Annotated in this window: 23 protein-coding genes; 9 read left to right on the plus strand and 14 right to left on the minus strand. The window is 72.3% G+C overall.

From position 1 onward, the window contains the following. Nucleotides 1-116 precede the first annotated feature (116 nt). Entirely contained in the window at nucleotides 117-659 is a 543-nt protein-coding gene (locus FA582_RS15025; protein WP_010146638.1) for an RrF2 family transcriptional regulator, read from the plus strand. A gap of 96 nt (nucleotides 660-755) precedes the next feature. Here FA582_RS15025 and acs read toward each other — a convergent pair whose 3' ends face one another. Further along, entirely contained in the window at nucleotides 756-2726 is a 1971-nt protein-coding gene (acs, locus tag FA582_RS15030; RefSeq protein ID WP_010146639.1) for an acetate--CoA ligase, read from the minus strand. A 280-nt stretch (nucleotides 2727-3006) separates the two neighbouring features. Here acs and FA582_RS15035 point away from each other — a divergent pair, with 280 nt between their 5' ends. Then, nucleotides 3007-3828 (plus strand): SurA N-terminal domain-containing protein, encoded by an 822-nt coding sequence (locus FA582_RS15035; protein ID WP_051125099.1) that lies wholly within the window; start codon nucleotides 3007-3009, stop codon nucleotides 3826-3828. An 18-nt stretch (nucleotides 3829-3846) separates the two neighbouring features. Here the strand turns inward: FA582_RS15035 and FA582_RS15040 are convergent, their stop codons facing one another. Genes FA582_RS15040 through FA582_RS15055 form a run of 4 tightly spaced genes read right to left on the minus strand, consistent with a single transcriptional unit; the run spans nucleotide 3847 to nucleotide 7763 of the window. Beyond that, the gene (locus FA582_RS15040) at nucleotides 3847-5358 is read right to left on the minus strand and encodes a sodium/solute symporter (RefSeq protein WP_010146641.1); all 1512 of its coding nucleotides are present in this window, start codon (nucleotides 5356-5358) and stop codon (nucleotides 3847-3849) included. A gap of 2 nt (nucleotides 5359-5360) precedes the next feature. Then, nucleotides 5361-5744: a hypothetical protein gene (locus FA582_RS15045; RefSeq protein WP_010146642.1), complete on the minus strand. Its 384-nt coding sequence runs from the start codon at nucleotides 5742-5744 to the stop codon at nucleotides 5361-5363. Continuing rightward, complete coding sequence (locus FA582_RS15050) at nucleotides 5741-6508, minus strand: LytR/AlgR family response regulator transcription factor (protein ID WP_010146643.1); 768 nt, start codon at nucleotides 6506-6508, stop codon at nucleotides 5741-5743. Before FA582_RS15050 ends, FA582_RS15045 begins: the two co-directional genes overlap by 4 nt. Nucleotides 6509-6530: 22 nt before the next feature. After that, nucleotides 6531-7763: a GAF domain-containing sensor histidine kinase gene (locus FA582_RS15055; RefSeq protein WP_010146644.1), complete on the minus strand. Its 1233-nt coding sequence runs from the start codon at nucleotides 7761-7763 to the stop codon at nucleotides 6531-6533. 61 nt (nucleotides 7764-7824) lie between these two features. On the opposite strand from FA582_RS15055, the gene FA582_RS15060 reads away from it, so the two are divergent. Together FA582_RS15060 and FA582_RS16465 are read left to right on the plus strand one after the other, a co-directional pair. Then, nucleotides 7825-8706: a phosphotransferase gene (locus tag FA582_RS15060; protein ID WP_147899865.1), complete on the plus strand. Its 882-nt coding sequence runs from the start codon at nucleotides 7825-7827 to the stop codon at nucleotides 8704-8706. Beyond that, the gene (locus tag FA582_RS16465; protein WP_158640892.1) at nucleotides 8673-9149 is read left to right on the plus strand and encodes a phosphotransferase enzyme family protein; all 477 of its coding nucleotides are present in this window, start codon (nucleotides 8673-8675) and stop codon (nucleotides 9147-9149) included. Before FA582_RS15060 ends, FA582_RS16465 begins: the two co-directional genes overlap by 34 nt. 60 nt (nucleotides 9150-9209) lie before the next feature. Here the strand turns inward: FA582_RS16465 and FA582_RS15070 are convergent, their stop codons facing one another. Both FA582_RS15070 and FA582_RS15075 read right to left on the minus strand, forming a co-directional pair. Beyond that, nucleotides 9210-10820, minus strand: coding sequence for an MDR family MFS transporter (locus FA582_RS15070; protein ID WP_010146647.1), 1611 nt, complete (start codon nucleotides 10818-10820; stop codon nucleotides 9210-9212). A gap of 65 nt (nucleotides 10821-10885) precedes the next feature. After that, a complete protein-coding gene (locus FA582_RS15075; RefSeq protein ID WP_158640893.1) occupies nucleotides 10886-11323 on the minus strand; it encodes a MarR family winged helix-turn-helix transcriptional regulator in 438 nt (145 codons plus the stop codon). A gap of 102 nt (nucleotides 11324-11425) precedes the next feature. Between FA582_RS15075 and FA582_RS15080 the strand changes: the two genes are divergently transcribed. Continuing rightward, complete coding sequence (locus FA582_RS15080; protein ID WP_010146649.1) at nucleotides 11426-12427, plus strand: sigma-70 family RNA polymerase sigma factor; 1002 nt, start codon at nucleotides 11426-11428, stop codon at nucleotides 12425-12427. On the opposite strand, the gene FA582_RS15085 is transcribed toward FA582_RS15080, so the two are convergent. After that, nucleotides 12424-13041 (minus strand): DUF5701 family protein, encoded by a 618-nt coding sequence (locus FA582_RS15085; protein WP_010146650.1) that lies wholly within the window; start codon nucleotides 13039-13041, stop codon nucleotides 12424-12426. The two genes, FA582_RS15080 and FA582_RS15085, sit on opposite strands and share 4 nt — an antisense overlap. Nucleotides 13042-13155: 114 nt before the next feature. Here FA582_RS15085 and FA582_RS15090 point away from each other — a divergent pair, with 114 nt between their 5' ends. The 3 genes from FA582_RS15090 (at nucleotide 13156) to FA582_RS15100 (ending at nucleotide 15971) form a co-directional block, all read left to right on the plus strand. Continuing rightward, nucleotides 13156-14160, plus strand: coding sequence for an aldo/keto reductase family protein (locus FA582_RS15090; RefSeq protein WP_010146651.1), 1005 nt, complete (start codon nucleotides 13156-13158; stop codon nucleotides 14158-14160). 97 nt (nucleotides 14161-14257) lie between these two features. Then, a complete protein-coding gene (locus FA582_RS15095; RefSeq protein ID WP_010146652.1) occupies nucleotides 14258-14881 on the plus strand; it encodes a hypothetical protein in 624 nt (207 codons plus the stop codon). Nucleotides 14882-14942: 61 nt separating this feature from the next. After that, nucleotides 14943-15971 (plus strand): LacI family DNA-binding transcriptional regulator, encoded by a 1029-nt coding sequence (locus FA582_RS15100; protein WP_010146653.1) that lies wholly within the window; start codon nucleotides 14943-14945, stop codon nucleotides 15969-15971. Here the strand turns inward: FA582_RS15100 and FA582_RS15105 are convergent. From FA582_RS15105 to FA582_RS15120, 4 genes are read right to left on the minus strand one after another with little or no spacing between them, the layout of a single operon-like run. After that, entirely contained in the window at nucleotides 15904-17199 is a 1296-nt protein-coding gene (locus FA582_RS15105) for a glycoside hydrolase family 32 protein (protein WP_010146654.1), read from the minus strand. The two genes, FA582_RS15100 and FA582_RS15105, sit on opposite strands and share 68 nt — an antisense overlap. Beyond that, nucleotides 17196-18002, minus strand: a complete 807-nt coding sequence (locus FA582_RS15110; RefSeq protein ID WP_010146655.1) for a carbohydrate ABC transporter permease — start codon at nucleotides 18000-18002, stop codon at nucleotides 17196-17198. The genes FA582_RS15105 and FA582_RS15110 overlap by 4 nt, the downstream gene beginning before the upstream one ends. 15 nt (nucleotides 18003-18017) lie before the next feature. Further along, nucleotides 18018-19016: a carbohydrate ABC transporter permease gene (locus tag FA582_RS15115; protein ID WP_010146656.1), complete on the minus strand. Its 999-nt coding sequence runs from the start codon at nucleotides 19014-19016 to the stop codon at nucleotides 18018-18020. Then, a complete protein-coding gene (locus tag FA582_RS15120; RefSeq protein ID WP_010146657.1) occupies nucleotides 19016-20401 on the minus strand; it encodes an extracellular solute-binding protein in 1386 nt (461 codons plus the stop codon). The genes FA582_RS15115 and FA582_RS15120 overlap by 1 nt, the downstream gene beginning before the upstream one ends. Before the next feature lie 87 nt (nucleotides 20402-20488). Between FA582_RS15120 and FA582_RS15125 the strand changes: the two genes are divergently transcribed. Then, nucleotides 20489-21640 carry a MalY/PatB family protein gene (locus FA582_RS15125; RefSeq protein ID WP_010146658.1) on the plus strand — a complete coding sequence of 384 codons (1152 nt, stop codon included), beginning with the start codon at nucleotides 20489-20491 and terminating at the stop codon, nucleotides 21638-21640. Between the two features lie 15 nt (nucleotides 21641-21655). Here FA582_RS15125 and FA582_RS15130 read toward each other — a convergent pair whose 3' ends face one another. Together FA582_RS15130 and FA582_RS15135 are read right to left on the minus strand one after the other, a co-directional pair. Beyond that, nucleotides 21656-21898, minus strand: a complete 243-nt coding sequence (locus FA582_RS15130) for a matrixin family metalloprotease (RefSeq protein WP_010146660.1) — start codon at nucleotides 21896-21898, stop codon at nucleotides 21656-21658. Nucleotides 21899-22411: 513 nt separating this feature from the next. Beyond that, on the minus strand, nucleotides 22412-23680 hold the full coding sequence (locus FA582_RS15135) for an MFS transporter (protein ID WP_141567505.1): 1269 nt from the start codon (nucleotides 23678-23680) through the stop codon (nucleotides 22412-22414). Between the last annotated feature and the right edge of the window lie 10 nt (nucleotides 23681-23690).

Consider the following 23690-nt stretch of genomic DNA (forward strand, 5'->3'; position numbering starts at 1 on the left):
TCACGGGACCGGGCCACATCGACCGGTGTATTCCTGCTAATCCTGTCGGATGACTAGGATTAATGTCAAACGGGGTATGCCGACGGCCCCGGCCGCGCGTGCGAGACACTGGGCCCGTGGACATCTCCGCCCGCTCCGACTACGCCGTCCGGGCGATGCTCGCGCTCCTGGCCGGCCAGGATGCCGACGCACCGGCCGCCCCCGACGCGGGCACCGGCGGCACCGGCGGCACCGGCGGATCCACCCCTGAGGGCAGGAGCCCGGGCGCCAACCCCGTCTCGGTCGACCGCCTCGCGCAGGCCCAGGACCTGCCGGTGAAGTTCCTCGAGGCGATCGTCGCCGACCTGCGCCGCGCCGGGCTGGTCACCTCCCGCCGCGGCGCCCGCGGCGGCTACCTCCTGGCCCGACCGGCCGACGAGATCGCCGTCGGTGACATCATCCGCGCCGTCGACGGCCCGCTGGCCGAGGTGCGGGGTCTGCGCCCGCACGACACGGCATACCCCGGGGAGGCCGAGCACCTGCCCACCCTCTGGGTGGCCACCCGCGCCGCCCTGCGCACCGTCCTCGACGGCACGACCCTCGACCAGCTCCGCCGCGGGAGCTGGTCGCCGGAGATCACCGAGCTGCTCCGCCAGCCGGACGCCTGGGAGAGCCGTTGAGCGGACCCGTCCGGTCGACACGCCGGACGAGAACGGCTCAGGTACGCACGTGCATACCTGAGCCGTTCCGCGTCGGCGTGTCGCCGGCCTGATGGGTCAGCCGTCGTTCATCCCCTTGCTGATGAGGTCCATGACCGAGGAGTCGGCGAGGGTGGTGACATCGCCCACCTCGCGGTGCTCGGCGACGTCCTTGAGCAGGCGGCGCATGATCTTGCCCGAGCGCGTCTTGGGCAGCTCGGCCACGACCATGATCTGCCGGGGCTTGGCGATCGCGCCGATCTCCTTGGCGACGTGCTGGCGCAGCTCCGCGACGAGGTCCTCGCCCTCGCCCTCCTCGTCGGCCTGGTCGACGGCCTCCTGACGCAGGATGACGAAGGCGCAGATGGCCTGGCCGGTCGTCTCGTCCGCCGCGCCGACGACCGCCGCCTCGGCGACCTTCGGGTGGCTGACCAGCGCCGATTCGATCTCAGCGGTCGACATCCGGTGACCGGAGACATTCATGACGTCGTCGACCCGGCCGAGCACCCAGATGTTGCCGTCCTCGTCAAGCTTGGCGCCGTCACCGGCGAAGTACATGTCCTCGAACCGGCTCCAGTAGGTCTCCTTGTAGCGCTCCGGGTCACCCCAGATCCCGCGCAGCATCGAGGGCCACGGGTCGGTGACGACGAGGTAGCCGCCGCTGCCCCGCTCCACCGGCTGGCCCGCGTCGTCGACGACGACGGCGTTGATGCCGGGGATCGGGTGCTGCGCGGAGCCGGGCCGGGTCTCGGTGACGCCCGGGATCGGGGAGATCATGATGCCGCCGGTCTCGGTCTGCCACCACGTGTCGACGATCGGGCACCGCCCGCCACCGATGACCTCGCGGTACCACATCCATGCCTCGGGGTTGATCGGCTCGCCCACCGACCCGAGCAGCTTGAGGCTCGACAGGTCGAACTTCTCCGGGATCTCCTTGCCCCACTTCATGAAGGTCCGGATCGCCGTCGGCGCGGTGTAGAGGATCGTCACCTTCTTGTCCTGCACGATCTCCCAGAAGCGGCCCTGGTGCGGGGTGTCGGGCGTGCCCTCGTACATCACCTGGGTCGCCCCGAGCGTCATCGGCCCGTAGACGATGTAGGAGTGCCCGGTGACCCAGCCGACGTCGGCGGTGCACCAGTAGACGTCGGTCTCGGGATGGATGTCGTGCACGACGTGGGCGGTGTATGCCGTCTGCAGCAGGTAGCCGCCGGTCGCGTGGACGATGCCCTTGGGCTTCCCGGTGGTGCCGGAGGTGTAGAGGATGAACAGCGGGTGCTCGGCGTCGAAGGCCTGCGCCTCGTGGGTGGGGTCGGCCGCCTCCAGCGCCTCCTCCCACCACTGGTCGCGCCCGTCGGTCCACTCGACGTCCTGGCCGGTGCGCTTGACGACGAGGACGTTCCGCACCGGCGTCTCACCCTCCAGGGCGCCGTCGACGACCGACTTCAGCCCCGACGGCTTGCCCCGTCGGTAGCCACCGTCGGCGGTGATGACCACCTTGCTGTCGGCGTCCGCGATGCGGCTGCGCAGGGCGTCGGAGGAGAAACCGCCGAAGACGAGGGAGTGCGGGGCGCCGATCCGGGCGCAGGCGAGCATCGCCACCGCGGCCTCGGGGACCATCGGGAGGTAGATCATCACGGTGTCGCCCTCGCCGACGCCGAGGTCGGTCAGCGCGTTGGCGGCCCGCTGCACCTGCTCGTGCAGCTCGGCATACGTGAGGTCGCGGGTGTCGTCCTCGGGCTCACCGACCCAGTGGATGGCCACCCGGTCGCCGTGCCCGGCCTCGACGTGCCGGTCGACGGCGTTGACGCAGGCGTTGAGACGGCCGCCGACGAACCACTTGGCGAAGGGCGCGTCGGACCAGTCCAGGACCTGGTCGAAGTCGGTCTCCCACTGCAGGTAGGTCCGCGCCTGCTCGGCCCAGAAGCCCTCCCGGTCGGCCTCGGCGCGCTCGAAGAGCTCCGCGGTGCCGTTGGCCTGTGCGGCGAACTCCTCGCTCGGCGCGAAGCTGCGCTCCTCGTGCAAAAGGTTGGACAGTCCCTCATCGGACATGGATGCTCCTTGCGCTCGGGGTCGTCCTGCCGAGTATGCCGTGACCTCCCCCGCCCGTGCAGGTCCGGGGCGACCAGGGGTCGGGCCGGTGCGGCGAGCGGTCGGGGCCGCGCGGCGAGCGGGAGGACGGGCGGCCGGCAGCACGGCGCGCCGCCGGCCGGCCGGTGCGATCACGGGGCCCCGCGACTGACCGAACCCTGGGAGAATCCCGACGGGAGCGCCCACGGGAGCGTGCTACGTTCGCCGGCTTGCACACCCGCACCCGATCTGGGAGATGGACATGACTGTGCACCACCGCCTCGCCTCCGTAGGCGTGGCCCTGACCCTCAGCCTCGTCGGCCTCACCGCGTGCAGCGGTGACACCGGCGACGGCGACAACGCCTCGGCCAGCTCTGCCTCCTCCGACGAAGCCGCCAGCAGCAGCGCCCCGGCCCCCGCGGCGCCGGACGCTATGCCCGAGCCCGACCTCAGCGAGATCCCCGACCCGGTGGCCACGGTCAACGGGGAGGACGTCACCAAGGAGGAGTTCGCCACCTACTACGAGGGGCAGTTCGCCAGCGCCTCCGGGCAGGCGCAGATGAGCGGCGAGGAGCTCGACGTCGAGCAGCTCCAGACCGACACCCTCGACGTCGTCGTCGACAGCGTGCTGCTGCGCCAGGCCGCCGAGGAGGCCGGGCTGGAGCCGAGCGAGGAGGAGGTCGACGGTCTGCTGGAGGAGCTGGCGACCGGCAACGGCCTCGCCTCGGTCGAGGAGTTCCTCGGAGTCCTGGAGCAGCAGGGCATGGACGAGGAGACCGCGCGCCGCGAGGCCGCCAACCAGCTCGCGATCCAGGCCTACGTCGAGGAGGAGGCCCAGGTCGAGGAGCCCTCCGAGGAGGAGCTGCAGACCTACTACGACGACCTCGTCGCCCAGCAGGAGCAGGCCGCCGGGGGCGAGGACGACGCGGCGAGCACCGCGGCGCCGCAGCAGCCCGAGATCCCGCCGTTCGAGGAGATCAAGGACCAGCTGGCCGAGCAGCTCAAGGCCGAGGAGCAGTCGGCCGCCACCGACGAGATCCTCGCCGGGCTGCGCGAGGACGCGGAGATCGACAGCTTCCTCTGAGTCTGATGGGGGTGCCGATCAGCCGGTGAGGTCCTCCGGGGTATGCAGCCGCACCAGCGTGCGGGCTGCGCCCCGGGGGATCCCCTGCGGGGTGAGCAGGGAGACGCCCACCATCACCGCCCCGACGAGCGGCACGATCCACGCCGCGGGCTGGGCGAGCAGGGCGGCCGGCCAGCCGCTCTGCCCGCCGGCCAGGACGGTCACCGCCACGGCACCGATGGCGAGCACGGCCCCGGTGACGAGCCCGGCGGCGGCGCCCTGCACCGACAGCCTCGGCCACCACACCCCGAGCGCCAGCAGGGGGAAGAAGGTGGAGGCCGCGATGACGAAGGCCAGGGTCACGAAGGCCGCGAGCGGCACCTCGGGGAAGACGCCGACCCCCGCGAAGGGCACCACGACGGCGACCACGGCCGCGATCCGGAAGCCCGCGACCTCGGAGTGGTCCCCGTGCACTGCCCGGGCGAGCAGCGGTCGCATGACGTCCTGGTTGAGCACGCCGGTCACGGCGAGCGCCAGCCCGGAGGAGGTCGAGAGGAAGGCGGCGAAGGCCCCACCGGCGAGCGCCGCGAGCAGCACCTCCCCGCCCACCCCGGGCAGCACCTCGGTGGGCAGCCGCAGGACCACGGTGTCCGCCCGCACCCCCGGCTCCAGGGTGGGCAGGTAGGCGCGGCCGAGCACGGCATACACCACCGTGACGACGTAGAACATCCCCAGCAGCACGAGGACCCGCACGGTCGTCGCCCGCGCGCCGGTGCCGTCGGGGTTGGTGTAGTAGCGGACGACGACGTGCGGCAGCCCCATCGTCCCGAGGGCGAGCGCCATCATCAGCGACAGCGTGCGGTAGAGCCCGTGCCCGCCCTCCTCCGGCCCGACGCCGGGCAGCACCCACGACTCGGTGACCTCCAGCCCCGGCCCCTGGCTGCCCCACCAGACGGCGAGCAGCACACCCGCCGGGATGGCGAGCGCGGTCAGCTTGATCCAGTACTGCACCGACTGCACGAGGGTGATCGAGCGCATCCCCCCGGCGGCCACCGAGAGCACGACGACGACCACGACGAGCACCGGCCCGAGCCAGAGCGGCGCGCCGGAGACGAGCCGCAGCGTGAAGCCGGCGCCCTGCAGCTGCGGCAGCAGGTAGAGCCAGCCGATGAAGACGACGAGGACCGAGCAGAGGTGGCGGACGAAGCGCGACTCCAGCCGGGCCTCGGCGAAGTCGGGCAGCGTGTAGGCCCCGGAGCGGCGCAGCGGGGCGGCGACCAGCACGAGCAGGACGAGGTAGCCCACGGTGTAGCCGACGGGATACCAGAGCGCGTCCACGCCCTGGTCGTAGATGAGGCCGGCGACGCCGAGGAAGCTCGCGGCGGAGAGGTACTCCCCGCCGATCGCGGCGGCGTTGCGCTGCGGCGAGACGGCGCGGCCGGCGACGTAGAAGTCGCTCGTGCGTCGGGAGAGGCGCAGCACGAAGGCGCTCAGCGCGACGGTGACGAGACAGACGATGAGGACCGCACCGGCGGCCAGGCTCGGGGCCACGCTCAGCGCTCCCGGGCGACCGCGGAGAGGCGTCGCTCGATCCGGGTCGCGGACCGGGTGTACCACGCTGCGACCCCCACGAGGACGGGGTAGACGAGGACCGCCAGGACCGGCCACACCACCGGCACACCGGCGACCTGGACGGCTCGGGTGGCAGGGAGCACGGCATACAGCACGGGTATGCCGCCGAGCACCACGGCGAGCCCCGCCAGGACGGCGAGGGCGAGCCGGAGCTGGGCACGCATGAGACCGCGCAGGTAGAGCTCGCCGGCGCCGGTCTGCTCGACCAGGGCGGCAGCCATGGGGCGGCGGCGGGCGGTCGTGGCCTCGCGGCGGGAGGAGGTCACCCGCACCCGCGCCGTCAGCCGCGGCCGGTCCTCGCTCATCCGCCCTGCGCGAGGACCTGCTCGCGGACGAGCCGGGCGTGCCGCCGGGAGACCGGGAGCTCGGGGCCGTCGGGGAGCAGGCGCAGGCTGAGGCGGCCCTGGGCCTGGCGCACCTGGCCGACGTGGGCCAGGTTGACCAGCGTCGAGCGGTGGATGCGGACGAATCCGGCCTCGGCCCAGCGGGACTCCAGCGTGGTCAACGGCAGGCGGAGCAGGTGCGAGGCGGAGCCGGTGAAGAGCCGGACGTAGTCGCCCTGGGCCTGGACGTAGCGCACCGCGGACCGCTGGACGAAACGGGTGACCCCACCGAGCTCGACGGCGATGCGCTCCTCGGACCCCTCGGAGGCAGCAGTCTGGACCGGCCCGACGTCCTCGGCCGCCTCGGCAGTCCCGGCACCCCGCTGCGCCAGCGCCGCGACCACCCGGTCGACCGCCTGGGCCAGGCGGTCCGGCGGCACCGGCTTCATGACGTAGTCGACCGCCTGGACGGCGAAGGCGTCGACCGCATGCTGCTCGTGCGCGGTGACGAAGACGATGAGGGGCGGAGTGGTGAAGTGGTTGACCACGCGGGCCAGCTCCATCCCGTCCAGCCCGGGCATCGAGATGTCGGAGAAGACGACGTCGACGCCGTCGTCCTCGAGCGCCCGTAGCGCGTCGGTGCCCGAGGACACCGGCTGCACGCTGCCGAACCGGCCGTCCTGCTCCAGCAGGTAGGTCAGCTCGGACAGGGCCGGCGGTTCGTCGTCGACGACGAGGGCGCGCATGAGGGTCATGGTAGGGGTGGGCTCACGGGGTCGGCGAGGAGCGGTCCGGGTGGACGCCCGGGGCGTACTTCGGCACCCGGAAGGTGACCTTGGTGCCCAGCCCCGGCGCGGTCTCGACGACGAGGCCGTGGTCGTCGCCGTAGACCTGGCGCAGCCGGGCGTCGACGTTGCCCAGGCCGACGCTCTCGTTGTCGCGCGAGGTCGGCTCGCCGGTGTGGTCGCCGTCGAGGGCCCGGCGCACGAGCTCGGGGTCGGAACCCACGCCGTCGTCCTCGATGGCGATCTCGGCCAGGTCGCCCAGGTCGGTGCCGGTGATGGTCACGGTGCCGACGCCCTCCTTGTCGGCGAGGCCGTGGCGGACGGCATTCTCCACCAGCGGCTGCACGGCGAGGTAGGGCACGGCGACGGGCAGCACCTCGGGGGCGATGAGCAGGTTGACCCGCAACCGGTCGCCGAAGCGCGCCTGCTCCAGCACGAGGTAGCGCTCGATGTTGCGCAGCTCCTCGGCGAGGGTGGTGAACGCCCCTCCCCGGCGCAGGGCATACCGGGTGAAGTCGGCGAACTCCAGGAGCAGCTCCCGCGCCCGGTCGGGGTCGGTGCGGACGAAGGAGGCGATCGCGCCGAGGGAGTTGTAGATGAAGTGGGGGCTGATCTGGGCGCGCAGGCTGCGCAGCTCGGCCTCCATCGCGCGGGTCCGCTCGCGGTCCAGCTCGCCCAGCTCCAGCTGCCCGCTCACCCAGGTCACCACCTGCTCGGTCGCGCGGGCCAGACCGGCCGAGGGACGGGGGGAGTATGCCGCGAGCGCGCCGATGACGCGGTCGTCCACCACGAGCGGGGCGACGACCCCGGCGCGGACCGGGCACTCGGGGGTGTCGCAGGGCAGGTCGGCGCGGGTCAGGACGACGACATCGCCACTGAGCAGGACCCGGCGCGCCTGCGCGAGGACCTGCTCCCGGTGGTGCTCACCCAGCCCGCTCCAGGCCAGCACCTGCTGGCTGTCGCAGACCGCGAGCGCGGTCCCGCCGAGCATCATCCGCAGGTGCCGGGCTGCCGGCTCGGCGTGGTCCGGGGTGAGCCCGGCCCGCAGGCTGCGCCCCGCCTGGGCGCCCAGGCGCAGCGTCTCGTAGGTGACCCGGTCGGTCTCGGAGAGGAAGCCGCTGGCCGCGCGGCGGCACCGCCACCACAGCAGGACCCACACGAGCAGGCACGCGCCCAGCACCACCAGCGCGGTCGGCAGGTGGAAGTCTCCGGGCATGGCCGGAGGCTACCCCCTGCACGGGCCGGGCGCGGGCCCCTCACGCGTGCGAGGCTGAGCCATGCCCACCGCCTACGCCGACCTGGACGAGGCCTCGCAGGTCGAGGTGCTGCGGGAGGTCGCGCTGCTGGCTGCCCCGGCCTTCGGTCTCCACGCGGCCGCGGCCGAGCTCGTGCTGCACGGCTTCAACACGACCTTCCGCCTGGACACCCACGCCGGCGCGGTCGCGATGCGGGTCAACACCAACTCGATGAGCTCGATCGCCAACGTCGAGGCGCAGCAGGCCTGGCAGCACGCCCTCCGACGGGACACCGACGTCATCGTGCCGGACCCGCTGCCCGCCGCGGAGGGTGGCTACGTCGCCCTGGTGCACTCCGCCGCGCTCGACCGCGAGGTCGTGGTCACGGCGAGCTCGTGGCTGGCGGGCGAGGACCTCGGGACGTTGAGCACGCCCGAGCAGGCTCGCGCGCTCGGCGCCCTGGCCGCCAGGCTGCATACGCACGCCGAGCAGTGGGAGCCCGAGGGGCACGGCCGCTTCCCCCGGTTCGCGAGCACGCTCTTCGGCGACCCCGACCTGCTCACGGCCGCGGTGGCGGGCGACGACGGGTTGCGCGACCTGGTGACCGAGGCCTGGGAGCGGTGCGAGCGGGTCTTCGCGCGGTGGGCCGCCCAGCCGGCCATCCCCCTGCACGCCGACCTGCACGGCGGCAACCTCAAGTGGCACGAGGGCACCTCGCCGTCTTCGACTTCGACGACAGCGGGCTCGGCGTCCCCGCGCTGGACCTCGCGATCTGCGCGTTCTACCTGCGCGGCGGCGAGGACGAGGGGGTGCTCGAGGACGCCCTCCGGGAGGGGTATGCCGCGGTCCGCCCGCTCCCGGACGTCGCCCGGGCGGACCACGAGGCCCTGGTGGCGGGCGACGACGGGTTGCGCGACCTGGTGACCGAGGCCTGGGAGCGGTGCGAGCGGGTCTTCGCGCGGTGGGCCGCCCAGCCGGCCATCCCCCTGCACGCCGACCTGCACGGCGGCAACCTCAAGTGGCACGAGGGGCACCTCGCCGTCTTCGACTTCGACGACAGCGGGCTCGGCGTCCCCGCGCTGGACCTCGCGATCTGCGCGTTCTACCTGCGCGGCGGCGAGGACGAGGGGGTGCTCGAGGACGCCCTCCGGGAGGGGTATGCCGCGGTCCGCCCGCTCCCGGACGTCGCCCGGGCGGACCACGAGGCCCTGGTGGCGGCGCGCCAGCTCCTGCTGGCGAACAGCCTGCTGGCCAGCACGACCGCCAACCAGCGCTCGGAGGCCGAGGCCTATCTGCGGATCACCGGCGACCGGCTGCGCCACTGGCTCGGCACCGGTCACTTCACCCGCGCAGTGCCGGCCGGCTGAGGGAGGCCGTGGGGGCGCGGGGCCGCAACCCCACCGCTGGAGGCTGCCCCGAAGACCGCCTCAGCCCTGCTCGGCCGGGGCGTCCTCCAGCGTCTCGCGCAGGGGGACGTGCCTGATCATCGTGGTCGCGATGAAGACGAGCACGAGGATGGGCAGACCGATGAGGAAGGCGCCGTGCAGCTGGTCGGCGAGCCCGGCGCGCAGCGCCTGCTCGACCACCGGGGGCACGTCACCCAGCGACGAGGGGTCGAGCACCGAGCCGACGTCGAGGCTGCCCGCCTGCTCCGCGGCCTGCTCGCGCATGGAGGCCGGCAGGTGGGAGGCCACGGCCGCGCCGAGCCCGCCGGTCATCATCGAGCCGTAGACCGCGATGCCCACCGTCGAGCCGATGTTGCGGCTGAACTGCGTCGTCGCGGTGGCCACGCCGAGGTCCCGGCGCGACACGGCATTCTGGACGACGAGGGTGAACAGCTGCATCGCCATACCCAGGCCGATCCCGACGACGGCCATCGCGCCGAAGAGCTCCCACGGGCTGGAGGTCTCCGACAGGAGGGTGAGCAGCCACACCCCGACCGCCATGATGGCGACCCCGGTGAGCATGAACGGCTTGTAGCGGCCGGTCCGGGTGACGAGCAGCCCGGTGAGGATGCCCATGACGATGAGGCCGAGCATCATCGGCATGAGGATGAGCCCCGACTCGGTGGCGTTGACCCCGAGCACGCCCTGGGCGAAGACGGGGATGTAGATGATCGAGCCGAACATCACCATCGCCAGGCCGAGGGCGGCCACGTTGGCCCAGCTGAAGATCCCGATCCGGAAGAGGCGCAGCGGGAGCAGCGGCTCGCTGGCCCGCAGCTCGACCGCCACGAACGCGATCACGGTGACCAGGCCGAGGGCATACAGGCCAAGGACCGGGGTCGAGACCCACGGGTAGGTGGTGCCTCCCCAGCTCGTGGCGAGCAGGATCGAGACCATCGCGACGGAGAGCGTCATGATGCCGGCGACGTCGATCCGCGCCTGGCGGCGCTGGTGCGGCAGGTGCATGTAGCGGGCCACGAAGGCCAGCGTGAGCAGCCCGATCGGGATCGTGGTGAAGAACAACCAACGCCACCCGAGGTGGTCGGTGATGAGGCCACCGGCCAGCGGCCCGGCGACCGAGGTGACGCCGAAGACGGCGCCCATGAGCCCTTGGTACTTCCCCCGCTGCCGGGCGGGGATGATGTCGCCGATGATCGTCTGCGACAGCGGCATGAGGGTGCCCATGCCCGCGCCCTGGATCGCGCGGCCGGCGACGAGCACCCAGAAGCTTCCCGCGAGACCCGAGACGATCGAGCCGACCATGAAGATCACGAGGCCGGCGAGGTAGAAGGTCTTGCGGCCGTAGAGGTCGGACAGCTTGCCGACCACCGGCACGACCACGGCGGAGACGAGCATCGCCGCGGTCGCCACCCAGGAGTAGTGGCTCATCCCCCCGAGGTCGGCGACGATCTGCGGCAGGGCCGGGCCGACGATCGTCTGGCTGATCGAGGCGACGAACATGCCCATCATCAGACCGGCGAAGACGATCTTGTGCTCACGGCTGAGGCGGAAGGCGGGGACGGTGGTGCTGGAGGTGCCGGCGTCGGTCGCGGTGTGCTCGGGTGCCGCGCTGGCTCGCGTGCTGGTCGTCATGAGGTCCTTGCTCGTGCTGGTGCTGCTGGTCGCTAGGTGGTGGTCGGCGGGCGGCTCGCGCCGACTCACGGCGACTGCCCCGCGGTTGGCCCGCCCCGGTCGGCCTCGAGGGAGTCGGCGAGGCGACCGAGCAGGTCGGCGAGCTGGGCCTTGTCCTGCTCGGGCCAGTCGGCGAGCGTGTCCGTGACGAGGTCGACCCGGCGGTCGCGCTCCTGGGCCAGGGCCCTGCGTCCGGTCTCGGTGAGAGAGAGCACCTGGGCGCGGCGGTCGGCGGGGTCAGGATGGCGCTCGATGAGCCCGCGCTCGGCGAGCGAGCTCAGCCGGCGGCTCATCGTCGAGGGGTCGAGGCCCTCGGCGTGCGCGAGGTCGCGCGAGCGGGTGCACTGCTGACCGGCCAGCCGGATGAGGACGGCGAAGTCGGTCCGGGAGAGGTCACCCTCGCGCTCACGCAGGAAACGACCCATCGCGGCGAAGGTGCGGGCGAGTTCCTCAGATAGTTGCATGATGCAAACATCATACATTGATCGCGGTGGATGCCGCGCGGCCTGTCGGTGCCAGCGACTAGCGTGTCCGAGGACCGCCAGAGGTGGACGAGGGAGACCCGCATGACCAGCACCACGCTGAGCCCGCAGCAGGAGCGCGAGTTCGAGGAGGTGACCGCGCCGTTGCGCGGCGAGCTCATCGCCCACTGCTACCGCATGCTCGGGTCGGCGGGCGAGGCCGAGGACCTCGTCCAGGAGACCTACCTGCGCGCCTGGCGGTCCTACGACCGCTTCGAGGGTCGCTCCTCCGTGCGCACGTGGATGTACACCATCGCCACCAACTCCTGCCTCACGGCACTCAAGGGTCAGGCTCGGCGACCGCTGCCCAGCGGTCTCGGCCAGCCGCCCGGCGACCCCCGCACCGCGGTCGTCGAGGACCGCTCGCGCGACTGGCTCGAGCCGCTGCCGGACCGCGTGGTCTGGGGGCGCGACGCCGCGACGGTCGACCCCGCCCAGGCCGCGGAGGCCACCGAGAGCACCCAGCTGGCCTTCGTCGCAGCCCTGCAGGAGCTGCCGGCGCTGCAGCGGGCCGTGCTCGTGCTGCGTGACGTGCTGCAGCTGTCGGCGGCCGAGACGGCGCAGGTGCTCGACACCACGGTGGCCTCGGTCAACTCCGCCCTGCAGCGTTCCCGCGTCACCATCGGTGACGGGCTGGAGCGCTCCGGGCGTCGGGTCAGCGAGCTCACCCAGGCCGAGCGGGACGTCTTCGCCGCCTTCTGCGAGGCCTTCGAGCGCTACGACGTGCCCGCGGTCGTCGGCGTCATGACCGCGCAGGCGGTCTGGCAGATGCCACCCTTCGACCGCTACTACGTCGGCCCGCAGGACATCGCCGCCCTCATCGGCACGCAGTGCCCGGCGAGCGGGCCGCGCGACCTGCGGATGGTGCCCACCGTCGCCAACGGCCAGCCTGCGGCGGGGATGTACCTCCGCCACGAGGACGGCGGCTACCGTGCCTTCCAGCTGTGCGTCGTGGACCTCCAGGAGGGCCGGGTCACCGGCGTCGTCGGGTTCTTCTCCGAGGACGCCTTCACCCGGGCGGGGTTGCCGCTGGTGCTGGAGCGCTAGCCGCGGACGGCGGCGCGCCCGCCGACCGAGGCGATGCCCAGCCAGGTATGCCGGTTGCCTGCCCAGCACCACCCCAGCTTGGGCGCGTCCTTGCGCTCACGGCCGTCGCGGCCGGTGCCGTTGCTGATCCACAGCGCGGGCACGCGCGGGTCGAGGGCCCCCGCGGCGGCCCGGGCCCGGCGCGACGGGGCGCGGGACCCGGTGGTCATGAAGCAGTGACCGCGCTCGATGACCTCCGGCACCTGCAGCGCCCAGCACACCCCCTCCGCGACGGTCATGAGGTCACGGCCTGCGGCCCGGACCTGCGGGTCCACCTCGTCGGGGCTGAGGTTGGCGTAGTCGTCGCCACGCTCGGGCGCGTGCACGGCATACAGGTCGGTCTCCGGCACCACGACCTCCGGCGCGGGGACGAAGGCGTCGAGATCGCCCAGATCCTCCACCACGAAGCCGGCCCGGTCGCCGAGCCGCAGCAGGGGCACGAGATCGGCGACGGGCACCAGCCTCGGGTGGACCGCCAGCAGGTCGCCGGTCAGCCCCTCGGGCAGGTCGGGGAGCGGCAGCCCCAGGTCGAGGAGACGTCGGTGCTGGGTGGGCAGGTCGGGCAGCGGGCGCACGGTCCTCCAGGGGGTCGGGGGCCTCAACAACGTCGAGACCCGCCCGCCCATTCCCGACGCGAGGGAGCAGCACCCGCCGCCGCGTCTGTCGGTGGGGAGGCATACGGTTCAGGGATGGAGTTTCGATACCTCGGCAACAGCGGTCTGAAGATCAGTGAGATCACTTACGGCAACTGGCTCACCCACGGCAGCCAGGTCGAGAACGACGTCGCGCACCAGTGCGTGCGCGCCGCGCTCGACGCCGGCATCAGCACCTTCGACACCGCCGACGTCTACGCCAACACCAAGGCGGAGAGCGTCCTCGGCGACGCCCTCAAGGGCGAGCGGCGGGAGAGCCTGGAGATCTTCACCAAGGTCTACTGGCCCACCGGCCCCGGCGGCAAGAACGACACGGGACTGTCGCGCAAGCACATCATGGAGTCGATCAACGGCAGCCTGACCCGGCTGCAGACCGACTACGTCGACCTCTACCAGGCCCACCGTTACGACACCGAGACGCCGCTGGAGGAGACGATGCAGGCCTTCGCCGACATCGTCCGCCAGGGCAAGGCGCTCTACATCGGCGTGAGCGAGTGGACCGCCGACCAGATCCGGGCCGGGCACGCGCTCGCCCAGGACCTCGGCATCCAGCTCATCTCCTCCCAGCCGCAGTACTCCATGCTCTGGCGGGTCATCGAGCCCGAGGTCGTCCCCGCCTGCGAGGAGCTCGGCATCTCCCAGATCGTCTGGAGCCCGATGGCCCAGGGCGTCCTGTCCGGCAAGTACCTCCCCGGCCAGCAGCCCACCGAGGGCCGGGCCGCGGACGAGTCGATGGGCAAGGGCATGCAGGGCTTCATGCGCGACGAGGTGCTCAGCGCCGTGCAGGAGCTCAAGCCACTCGCCGAGGAGGCCGGCCTGACCATGCCCCAGCTGGCGATCGCCTGGGTGCTGCAGAACCCCAACGTCGCCGCCGCCCTCGTGGGAGCCTCCAAGCCCTCCCAGGTCGAGGACAACGTCAAGGCGGCCGGGGTCAAGCTCGACGAGGACCTCATGGCCGCGATCGAGAAGGCCGTCGGTGGCGTCGCCGAGAAGGACGCGGCCAAGACCCGCGAGACCGCCCCGCAGACCCGCGTGGCCTGACCCCACCCCTGAACGGCTCGTGACGCCGCCCCCGGTCTCATCCCGGGGGCGGCGTCACCCGTTGTGCCGACACCTCGACCGGTGGGACGCTGGCCCCATGGCACTCAACGACGTGTTCGCCCGGCACAGCGACGGCAGCCCGGACTCCCCGGCGCTGGTCACCCCCGCCATCCGCCCCTCGGCCCGGGAGCAGCTGGCGACCCTCGACCGCCTGGGGCTCTCCGCCCAGGACGGCGTCACCGAGGCCGACCTCGTGGGTGACAAGGAGGTGGCTCAGGCCGTGCGTCGGCACCCCTACGTCGCCGCCCTGCACTGCCTGGCCCGCGACGGCGACGGTCAGCTCACCCACCACCCCCACGTGACCACGGTCGACCTCGAGCACGTCGTGGGCCCGGACTCCTACCCCGACCTCGTGCGCAAGCTCGCGGCCGCGGCCGGCTCGACCGCCGACCTGGGCGAGGTGCACGGCGGGGTGGACCACGAGCGCAGCCGATGGATCGTGCGCTTCCGGTTGGGCCGCATCACCCGGGAGCTCCACCCGCGCCTGGACCACGACAACGCCGACCTCGAGGTCCTACCGTGGATCTTCGACGCGGTCTGCATGCCCGGCCAGGCCAGCGCCTACGTGCGCCACGGCCAGCGGATCACCGTGGCCTACGTGCCGCGGTGGCACGTCGATGAGCTGCAGCGCGTGCTGGACCGCTGGGCCTTCGCCGCCTGAGCGTTGACCGCCACCCACCGCGCCGACGCCCCACGGGCGCGCGTGCGGCAGGGTGGAGCCTATGAACCCACGTCCCAGGGCCGCAGATGTCGCCCGTCAGGCCGGGGTGTCGCAGACCGCGGTGTCCTTCGTGATGAACGGCCAGGCCGAGGGCAACGTCTCGGCAGCCACTCGGTACAAGATCCTCCAGGCCGCAGCCGACCTCGGCTACGAGCCGAACGAGATCGCTCGCAGTTTGCGCAGCAACCGCACCCGCACCCTCGGTCTGGTGACCGACGCGATCGCCTCCTCGCCGTTCGCCGGCCGCATGATGGCCGGTGCCGGGGAGCGGGCCGCCGCCGAGGGCTACGCGGTGATGACGATCGACACCCACGATCATCGGGAACGAGAGGCCGGAGCCCTGGCCGAGCTCGCCCGCCGGCGGGTGGACGGCCTCATCTATGCGTCGATGGGGTTCCGGATCCTGGACACGGCCCCGACCGCACGCATCCCCGTGGTGCTGGCCAACTGCACGGCCCGGTCGGCCACCGAGGTCAGTGTCGTGCCCGACGACGCGGGTGGTGCCGCCGCGGCAGCGACGCACCTGATCGACCTCGGCCATCGAGACGTGGCGATGATCTCCGGCCCCTTCGAGAAGCACGGCAGCAAGGAGGTCGGGAATGTCTCCGGACCGTTGCGCTCCGACTCCTTCGGGGCCGGGATCCGGAGGGCCGGCCGCGAGGCACGGATCGTGAGTGCGGGGTGGGAGATCCAGGACGGGTATGCCGCGGCGATCGACATCCTGGGCGGGCCGGACCGCCCGACGGCGATCTTCGCGGTGACCGACCGGGTCGCGGTCGGGGTGCTGCTGGCTGCTGGTCGGCTCGGGCTCCGCGTACCGCAGGACCTCTCCGTCGTGGGCTTCGACGACCAGGAGCGCCTGGCCGCCGACGTCGTCCCCGCACTGACCACGATCGCCCTGCCCCACGAGCGTATGGGCGAGGTCGCCGTCGAGATGGCGCTGACGTCGGCGGCCGGGGACCTCACCCCGCGGCAGGTGGTGCTGCCCTGCCCGATCGTGGTGCGCGACTCGACGTCCTTACCTCGCTGATCAGAGCCTGCCCCTCCCAGCTCCACGGCGCCGGATGCCGGAAGGTGGCCGGGGCGCCGCTCGCCGGCAAGATCTCCACCACCGCCCCGTCGACGAATACCCGCGCCCCCTCGCTGAGCGACCGCTCACCGAGTGCCGCGTGCCGCAGGGCGCCCCCTTTTACGCCCACCTCCAGCATCAGCTGACCTCGAAGCGGAACCCTCCGGGCGGGTGCCGAAGGGAGGGACGTGCGTAGGGCGGCGGGAACCGCCGGGTCGAGCACCAGCCGAGAACCGTCGCAGTCCTGGACCAGACGCCGAGACAGCGCGAGACAGCCGGCGTGGTCGCGCCCCGGCTCCTCGGTTCCGTCCTCACGGACCCAGCCCATGAGCCACCACCCCTCGCGGCCGTCAGGCGCGAGCTGGGGCGCGTAGAAGTCGCTGCCCTCGTCGAGCAGATCGACTCGCTCCGGCTGCAACCGAGGGCGACCCTCGGGATCCGCGTCGAAGGAGCCGGTGCAGCCCACCACCTGCCCGAGCACCCCTCGGTCGTGCAGGGACAGCACCAGGGTGGCCCGATCACCATGAACCGCCAGTTGGGGGCACTCCCACACGTCGGCCGGGAGAGCGTCCGCGAGGACCTCGTCACGGCCGGTGAGCCAGACCCCGAGGTAGTCCCAGTCCTCGATGTCGTCGCAGCCGAAGAGCAGGATCGCCGGGGTGCCGTCGCGCAACCCGGCGCCGAGCACGGCATACCGGTGCCCGGCGTGCTCGACGACGAACGGGTCGCGCATCACCGCGACGTCGTCCACCTCCGGCGTGGTGGCGACCACGAGCGGGGCGGACCAGTCGTCGAGCCCCTCACCACCACCCCACCGCAGGCAGACCGTGCTGGTGTGATCCGGCCCGACGACACCGGAGTAGACGACGGCAGGGCGCTCCAGCCCGGGGACGAACACTCCCGACCAGCACCCGTAGGAGTCGGGACCGTCCGGGGTCGGCGCGAAGGCGACCGGGTGCTCGCGCCAGATGACGAGGTCCTCGCTGCTGGCGTGACCCCAGGCGATCTGCCGGTGCCACGGCCCGTCCGGGTTGTGCTGGAAGAAGACGTGCCAGCGCCCCTCGTGGAAGACCATCCCGTTGGGGTCGTTGAGCCATCCCGCCCGGGGACGCAGGTGGTATGCCGTGGCGCCGGCCGTGGGGGTCGCGGCGGCGCCGGTGGACGTGGTGCGGTCCTCGGTGCTGCTCACCGGTTGCTCCCTGCGGTCAGGCCCTCGCGCAGCGTGCGCTGGCCGAAGATGAAGACGACGAAGGCAGGGATCATCGAGATGACCACCCCGGCCAGGACGGTGGCGACCGACCCGGTGCCCATATTTCCCTGCAGCGAGACCAGGCCCAGCGGCAGCGTGAAGTTCTCCTCGCTGATCGTCATGATCAGTGGCCGGAAGAACTCGTTCCAGTGGAAGTTGAAGGCAAGGATCCCGACGATCGCCATGCCCGGGACGGCCAGCGGGGCGTAGATCGAGAAGAACGTCCGCCAGGGGCTCGCGCCGTCCACCGCGGCCGCCTCGCCCAGCTCGACGGGCAGGCCGAGGAAGTACTGCCGCATCAAGAAGGTGCCGAAGGCAGTGGGGATCGCGGGCAGGATCAGTGCCATGAGGGTGTCGGCCAGGCCCATGCCGCGGACCAGCATGAAGACCGGCACGATCGTGACCTGCATCGGCACCATCATGGTGGCCAGGATGACCGCGAACATCGTGCCCTTGCCGGGGAACTCCATCCGGGCGAAGACGTAGCCGCCGAGGGCCGCGGTCAGCATCTGACCCAGGGCGATCGCCGCGGTGACCAGGACGCTGTTGAGGATGAGCAGCCACATGTCCACCTGGGCGAAGACGTCACGGTAGGCGACGGTGGTGAGGCTGGTCGGGATGATGCTGCCCGAGCCCAGGCTCTGGCTGGGCGGCTGCAGCGAGGTGAGGACGGTCCAGATGACCGGCCCGAGGGTGAGGGCTGTGGCCAGCCCCAGGATCACGAAACGCCAGACGTTCTTCATCGCGCGTCTCCTCTCTCAGCCGTAGAACACGAAGCGACGGGACAGGCGGAACTGCAGCGCGGTGACGAGCATGATGATGATCGTCAGCACGATGCCGATGGCCGAAGCTCGGCCGAACTCGAGTTGCTTGAAGGCCGACTCGTAGATGACCATCACGGCCGTCCGGGTCGAGTCGCCCGGCCCTCCTCGGGTCAGCACGTAGGGCTGGTCGAAGATCTGCAGGGCGGCGATGATCGCCATGACCGAGGCCACCAGCGTCGTGGGGCTGACCAGCGGGAAGGTGATGGTCCAGAACTGCCGCCAGCCGGTGGCGCCGTCCACAGACGCCGCCTCGTAGACCTCCCGGGGGATGGAGGACAACCCCCCGAGGAAGAGCAGGAAGGAGAAGCCGAAGTTCTGCCAGACATAGACCAGCACGACCATGATCACCGCGCCGGTGGGGGAGGTCAGCCACGGCACCGCGGGGATCCCGATCCGGCCGAGCAGGTCGTTGACGAGCCCGAAGTTCTCGTTGAACAGGTAGCTCATGATGATCGACACCGAGGCCGCCGAGAGCACCAGCGGGAAGAACAGCACCGAGCGGAAGAACCCCCGCAACCGGGCGGGCATCTTGGTCTGGACGAGAACGGCGAGGCCCAGGGCCACGCTCAGCTGGAGGACGACCGCGACGAGCACGAAGAGCAGGGTGTTGCCGAAGGCGACCCGAATCGTCCGGTCGGTGGCGATGTCGGCGAAGTTGGCCAGGCCCACGAACTCCGGGGCGGTGATGATGTCCCAGGAGAAGAACGCCAGCACGAACGAGGCCACGATCGGCAGGAAGGTGAAGACGATGAGGCCGAGCATCGTCGGGAGCAGGAAGAGGGCGATCAGGAGGTTGCGGGCCCGGTCGTGACGGGCCCCGGTGGGCGAGGTGCCGGCCGACCGGGCGGACCGTGGGGTCCGGCCGGTCGCGGGGCTGGTGGGGGCGGAGGGCGCGCCGGGCGCGCCCTGCGCGGTGGTGGCCGAGCTGGACATCAGGACCTCCCGAGGGCGGAGTTGAGGTCGGCGTCGAGGCGCCGCAGCGCCCGGCCGATGTTGGCCTCGGAGCCGGTGACGGCACCGAGGACGTTCTTGATCAGGGCGGTCTCCACGGCGGCCTGTTGCGGCGGTGCCGGGATGGGGCCGGCCGGGAGCGTGTCGAGGGTGTCGTAGAAGACCTTCCAGTGCTCGGGGCCCTTGTCCGCATACAGCGATGCGTTGACCATGGAGCGGCGGGTGGGTGTGGTGTTGGGGGTGGGGAAGGCGAGCTCCATCCCCGGGCGGGAGATGCAGAACTTCACCCACTCCCAGGCCTCGTCCTTCTTGTCCGAGGTCCGCAGGATCGCGTAGCCGGCCGCACCGAACTGGTGCCGCTGACTCTTCCACCGAGGGAAGAACTGCACGTCGTAGTCCTGCGGCCCCATCCCGGCCTCGGACAGGCCGTCCACCCAGAACCCGCCCGCGGGCGTCATCCCGATCACGCCGCCCGCGAACTGTCCGACGAGCTCGTTGCCGCCGCCCTGGGCCGGACTGGTGCCCAACCCGTCGGCGACCAGCCGGCGGACGAAGGAGAAGGTCTCCTCCACGGCCGGGTCCAGGGCGTTCGACGCCTCCCAGAGGAAGCCGCCGGAGCGTCCGGTCTCGCCGGGGTAGAAGCTGTCCCAGAGCCACTCGCCGCCGGTCGACCTCTCCTCCTGGAGGAAGCTCGTGTCGTTGACGTAGAGCCAGGGGACGATGCCGCCCCACAGCCGGTTGGTCCAGTAATAGGGGACGAACCGCCCGGTCGACGCCGACTGCATGGCCCGGGCCGTGTCCAGGAAGTCCTCCTGCGTCCAGTCGGCGGGCGGCAGCTCCAGCCCTGCCCGACCCAGCGCCTCCTTGTTGAAGTAGACGTTGGCAGCGTTGAAATCGATCGGCAGCTGGAAGAGCTGGCCGCGGTACATGAACGACTCGATGAGGCTCGGGTGGACGTCGTCGAAGTAGTCCTGCACGACCTCCCGGTCACGCAGGACGTAGTCGTCCAGCGGCTCGGCCAGGCGGTCGGCGAACAGCTGGGCCCCCTCGGTCGCGACGACGCACACGTCCGGTGGCGTCCCGGCCGCGACCATGGTGAGGATCTTGGCGAAGAAGTCGGCCCAGTCCGCGCCCTGGATGGCCTGGATGCGCACCGGGATGTCCGGATGCAGCTCGCGGAAGGCGTCCACCAGACCCTGCCGCGAGGCGGCGTCCTGGTTGGTGCCCAGCATGGCGATCGTCAGGGTGTCGTCCCGGCGACCGGGGATGTCGGCGGCGAAGAGTCGGTCGATATTGAGGCCGAAGAGCGCCGCCGCTCCTGCTCCGGTGGCTCCCGCCAGCACGGCTCGTCTGCTGATGTCAGGCATCCTTGCCTCCTTCGAACTAATACGAATTAGTTCACTGTGCCGGAGGGTGTGCGGACTGTCAACCCCCCGGCCTGAGAAGGTGGTTTCATGGCCTCGCCCTTCGACCTCACCCTCGACGAGCTCCGCACCCATCGCAGCGCCAAGTGGAGCCGGGTGCCCGACGACGTGCTCCCCGCGTGGACCGCCGAGATGGACGTGCGGTCCGCGCCCGCGATCGGCGCCGCGCTGCAGACCGCGATCGGGCGCAGCGACTTCGGGTATGCCGGTGAGCCCGGCCCCGTGATCGACGCCTTCGCCGGCTTCGCGCGAGAGCAGTGGGGCTGGGAGGTCGCCGACACTCCTGGCCGGGTGCGGCTGTTCGCCGACGTGGGGCAGGCGGTCAAGGAGACCATCCGGGCCCTCGCCGCGCCAGGAGACAGCGTCATCCTCAACCCCCCGGTCTACCTCTCCTTCTACCCCTGGCTGCGCGACATCGGCGTGGAGGCGCTCGAGGTGCCGATGCTCGACGTCGAGGCAGGCGGGCGGCTGGACCTCGAGGGGATGTCTCGCGCCCTGGCCGACGGCGCCCGGATCGTGCTGCTCTGCAGCCCGCACAACCCGCTGGGCTACGTCTACTCCCGCGAGGAGCTGGCGGCCCTGGCCGAGCTCGCCGCCGAGCACGACGCGGTCGTCATCTCCGACGAGATCCACGCGCCCCTGGTCCACCCCGGCAGCCCCCGCGGGTTCGTCCCCTTCCTCAGCGTGAGCGAGACGGCTCGCGAGGTCGGGATCGCCCTGCACTCGCCCTCGAAGGCGTGGAACACCGCCGGCCTCAAGCTCGCGCTGGGCGTCACCGCGGTCGAGAGCCGCTGGCCCGCGCTCCAGGCCGAGACCGACTGGGCCCCGAGCATCCTGGGGCAGTATGCCGCGATCGCCGCCTACACCGAGGGGCGCGACTGGCTGTCCACCACCACGGCCGAGCTCCAGGCGCGCACCCGGGCACTGCCCGCCCTCCTCGCCGAGCACCTGCCGGACGTGCGCTACACCCCCGGGCACGCGTCATACCTCGCCTGGCTCGACTGCCGCGCGCTCGGCCTCGGCGACGACCCATCGGCGACCTTCCTCGAGCGAGGGCGGGTCCTGCTCTCCCCCGGTCCGGCGTTCGGGGCCGGTGGGGCCGGTTTCGCACGGCTCAATATCGGCACCAGCGAGGAGCTCGTGGGCGAGGCCGTCCGCCGCATGGCCTCCGCCCTCGGCTGAGCGACCGGGCACGCCTCAGCCGCAGTCGATGGCGCCGAGCTGCGCCAGACCCTGCAGGTCACCCGGCCCGAAGCCGGCCTGCCCGGTGTTGACCGCCGACATGAGCTCGTCCGGGTCGTCCACGTGGTCGAGCCCCATGACGTGGGCGAGTTCGTGGTCGAGCACCACCGACGTCTCGGCCTCGCCGTCCAGGTCCTCTCGGTCGAGGACGACCGACCCGCTGACGATCCACGATCGTCCGGAGACGCTCTCGGTCACTACCAGCGGGCCGCCGAGGCCGGCCGTCAGGCCGTCGAGCGCGGCCTCCTCCCGCGCCGGGCTGGGTGTAGAGGAAGGCGTAGTCCCCCGTCATCGACACGTCGACCTCCGGCAGCACGCGGGAGGCCCCCTCGGTCAGGCCGCCGAGCGGCCCCGACACCGCGGAGGCGTCCTGCACCACGGAGCCGACCTCGTCGGCCCAGGCCGCCGGCTGGTCACCGCCGCCGGGAACGAGGGCGCTCACCCGGTCCAGCACCGCCAGCGACTGGGTCGGGAAGAGCGCCGCCGCGGCGCCGACCCCGAGCACGAGCAGCCAGCCCGCCCCCGACCGGCGACGGCGGTGGCGCGGCGGAGGGGACGACGGGATGGCGCCCAGGCCGTAGAGCTCGTCCCACCGGTCGAGCTCGGCCAGGCGACGCTCCATCTCCCGCGCCCGTCGGCGCCGGGCCGCGCCCTCCATCATGGGCACATCCTGCCGCACAGCGGGGGCCGCGAGAAGGGGTATGCCGCGGGTCAGACCTCGCGCGAAGGCGTCACCTTGCTCCGGGCGTAGCGGAAGGGCTCGCGCGGGGGCCGACGGAGCAGGTCGGCGGTGAACCGGCGGCGCGAGAGCAGGATGAGCAGTCCGGCGAGGGCGAAGCACCCCGCGGCCACCCCCCACGCCAGCGGGAAACCCGCCTCCTGGGAGAGCGCCCCGAGCAGTGCCGGACCGAAGGCCCCGCCCGCGAAGGCGCCCGCCTGCACCGCGCCCGAGGCCTGCGCCGGGTTGTCGCGCCCGAGGCGGGCGACGGCATACAGGAGCAGACCGGGCCAGGACCAGCCGATGCTGAAGACGAGCAGGCCGAAGACCCACACCGCCCACGGGGTCCCCAGCGCCAGCCCGGCGCAGGCCAGCGCCCCCACCCCCATCTGCGTGGCGACGACCGGCAGGTTGGCGCCGTGCCGGTGGTCGGCCCGCCACCCGGAGAAGATCCGGACCATGATCGAACCGCCCGACCCCAGCGCCATGAGCACCCCGGTCTGCGAGGGGCTCAGCCCCACCTCGAACCCCCAGGAGGCGGTGAACGCGCCGACGAAGTTGGCGGCCGCGCTGGCGAAGGTGATGGCGAGCGCCGCCAGCACCAGCGGCAGGGTGGGAGGTGACTCCAGCAGCTCGGGCAGCGACGCCGGGGCGGAGCGACCCCGTCGTCGGCGGCGGCGCCGACCCTGCACCAGCAGCGCCACGGCGCCGGCGCACACCACCAGACCGGCCGCGGCGGTGATGACGAAGGTCGAGCGCCACCCCCACAGCGCGCCCGTGGTCGGCACCGCGAGCCCTCCGAGCATGATCGCGAGCGGCACGGCCGACTGCTTGACCCCGAAGCCGAGCCCCCGCCTCCCCGGTGGGAGGGCGCGGGCCATGAGCAGGTTGGCCGTCGCCTGCGACGCCGCGTTGCCGAGGCCCAGGACCACCATGACGAGCATCACCGACCACCAGCCGCGGGCCAGCAGCGTCATCGCCAGTCCGCCCCCGGCGACCAGCGAGCCCGCGGCCATGAGCAGCCAGCCGCGGCCCCAGCGGTCCACGACGCCGGAGGTCGAAAGGGTGGCGACCGCGGCGGTGGCGAAGAACACGCTGACGGCCACACCGAAGGCGCCCAGGCCCAGCCCGAGGTCCTCGCGGATCTCGACCGCCTGGGCGCCGAGGAGGAAGGGCGGGATCGCCCCCAGCGTGGTGATCGCCGAGGCGAGCACCATGACGAGCGCGGAGCGTCCACGGCGAGGGGCTGCTGCGGTGACCACGCGGGCGCCT

This window comes from Serinicoccus profundi, assembly GCF_008001015.1.
Taxonomy (GTDB): Bacteria; Actinomycetota; Actinomycetes; order Actinomycetales; family Dermatophilaceae; genus Ornithinicoccus; species Ornithinicoccus profundi.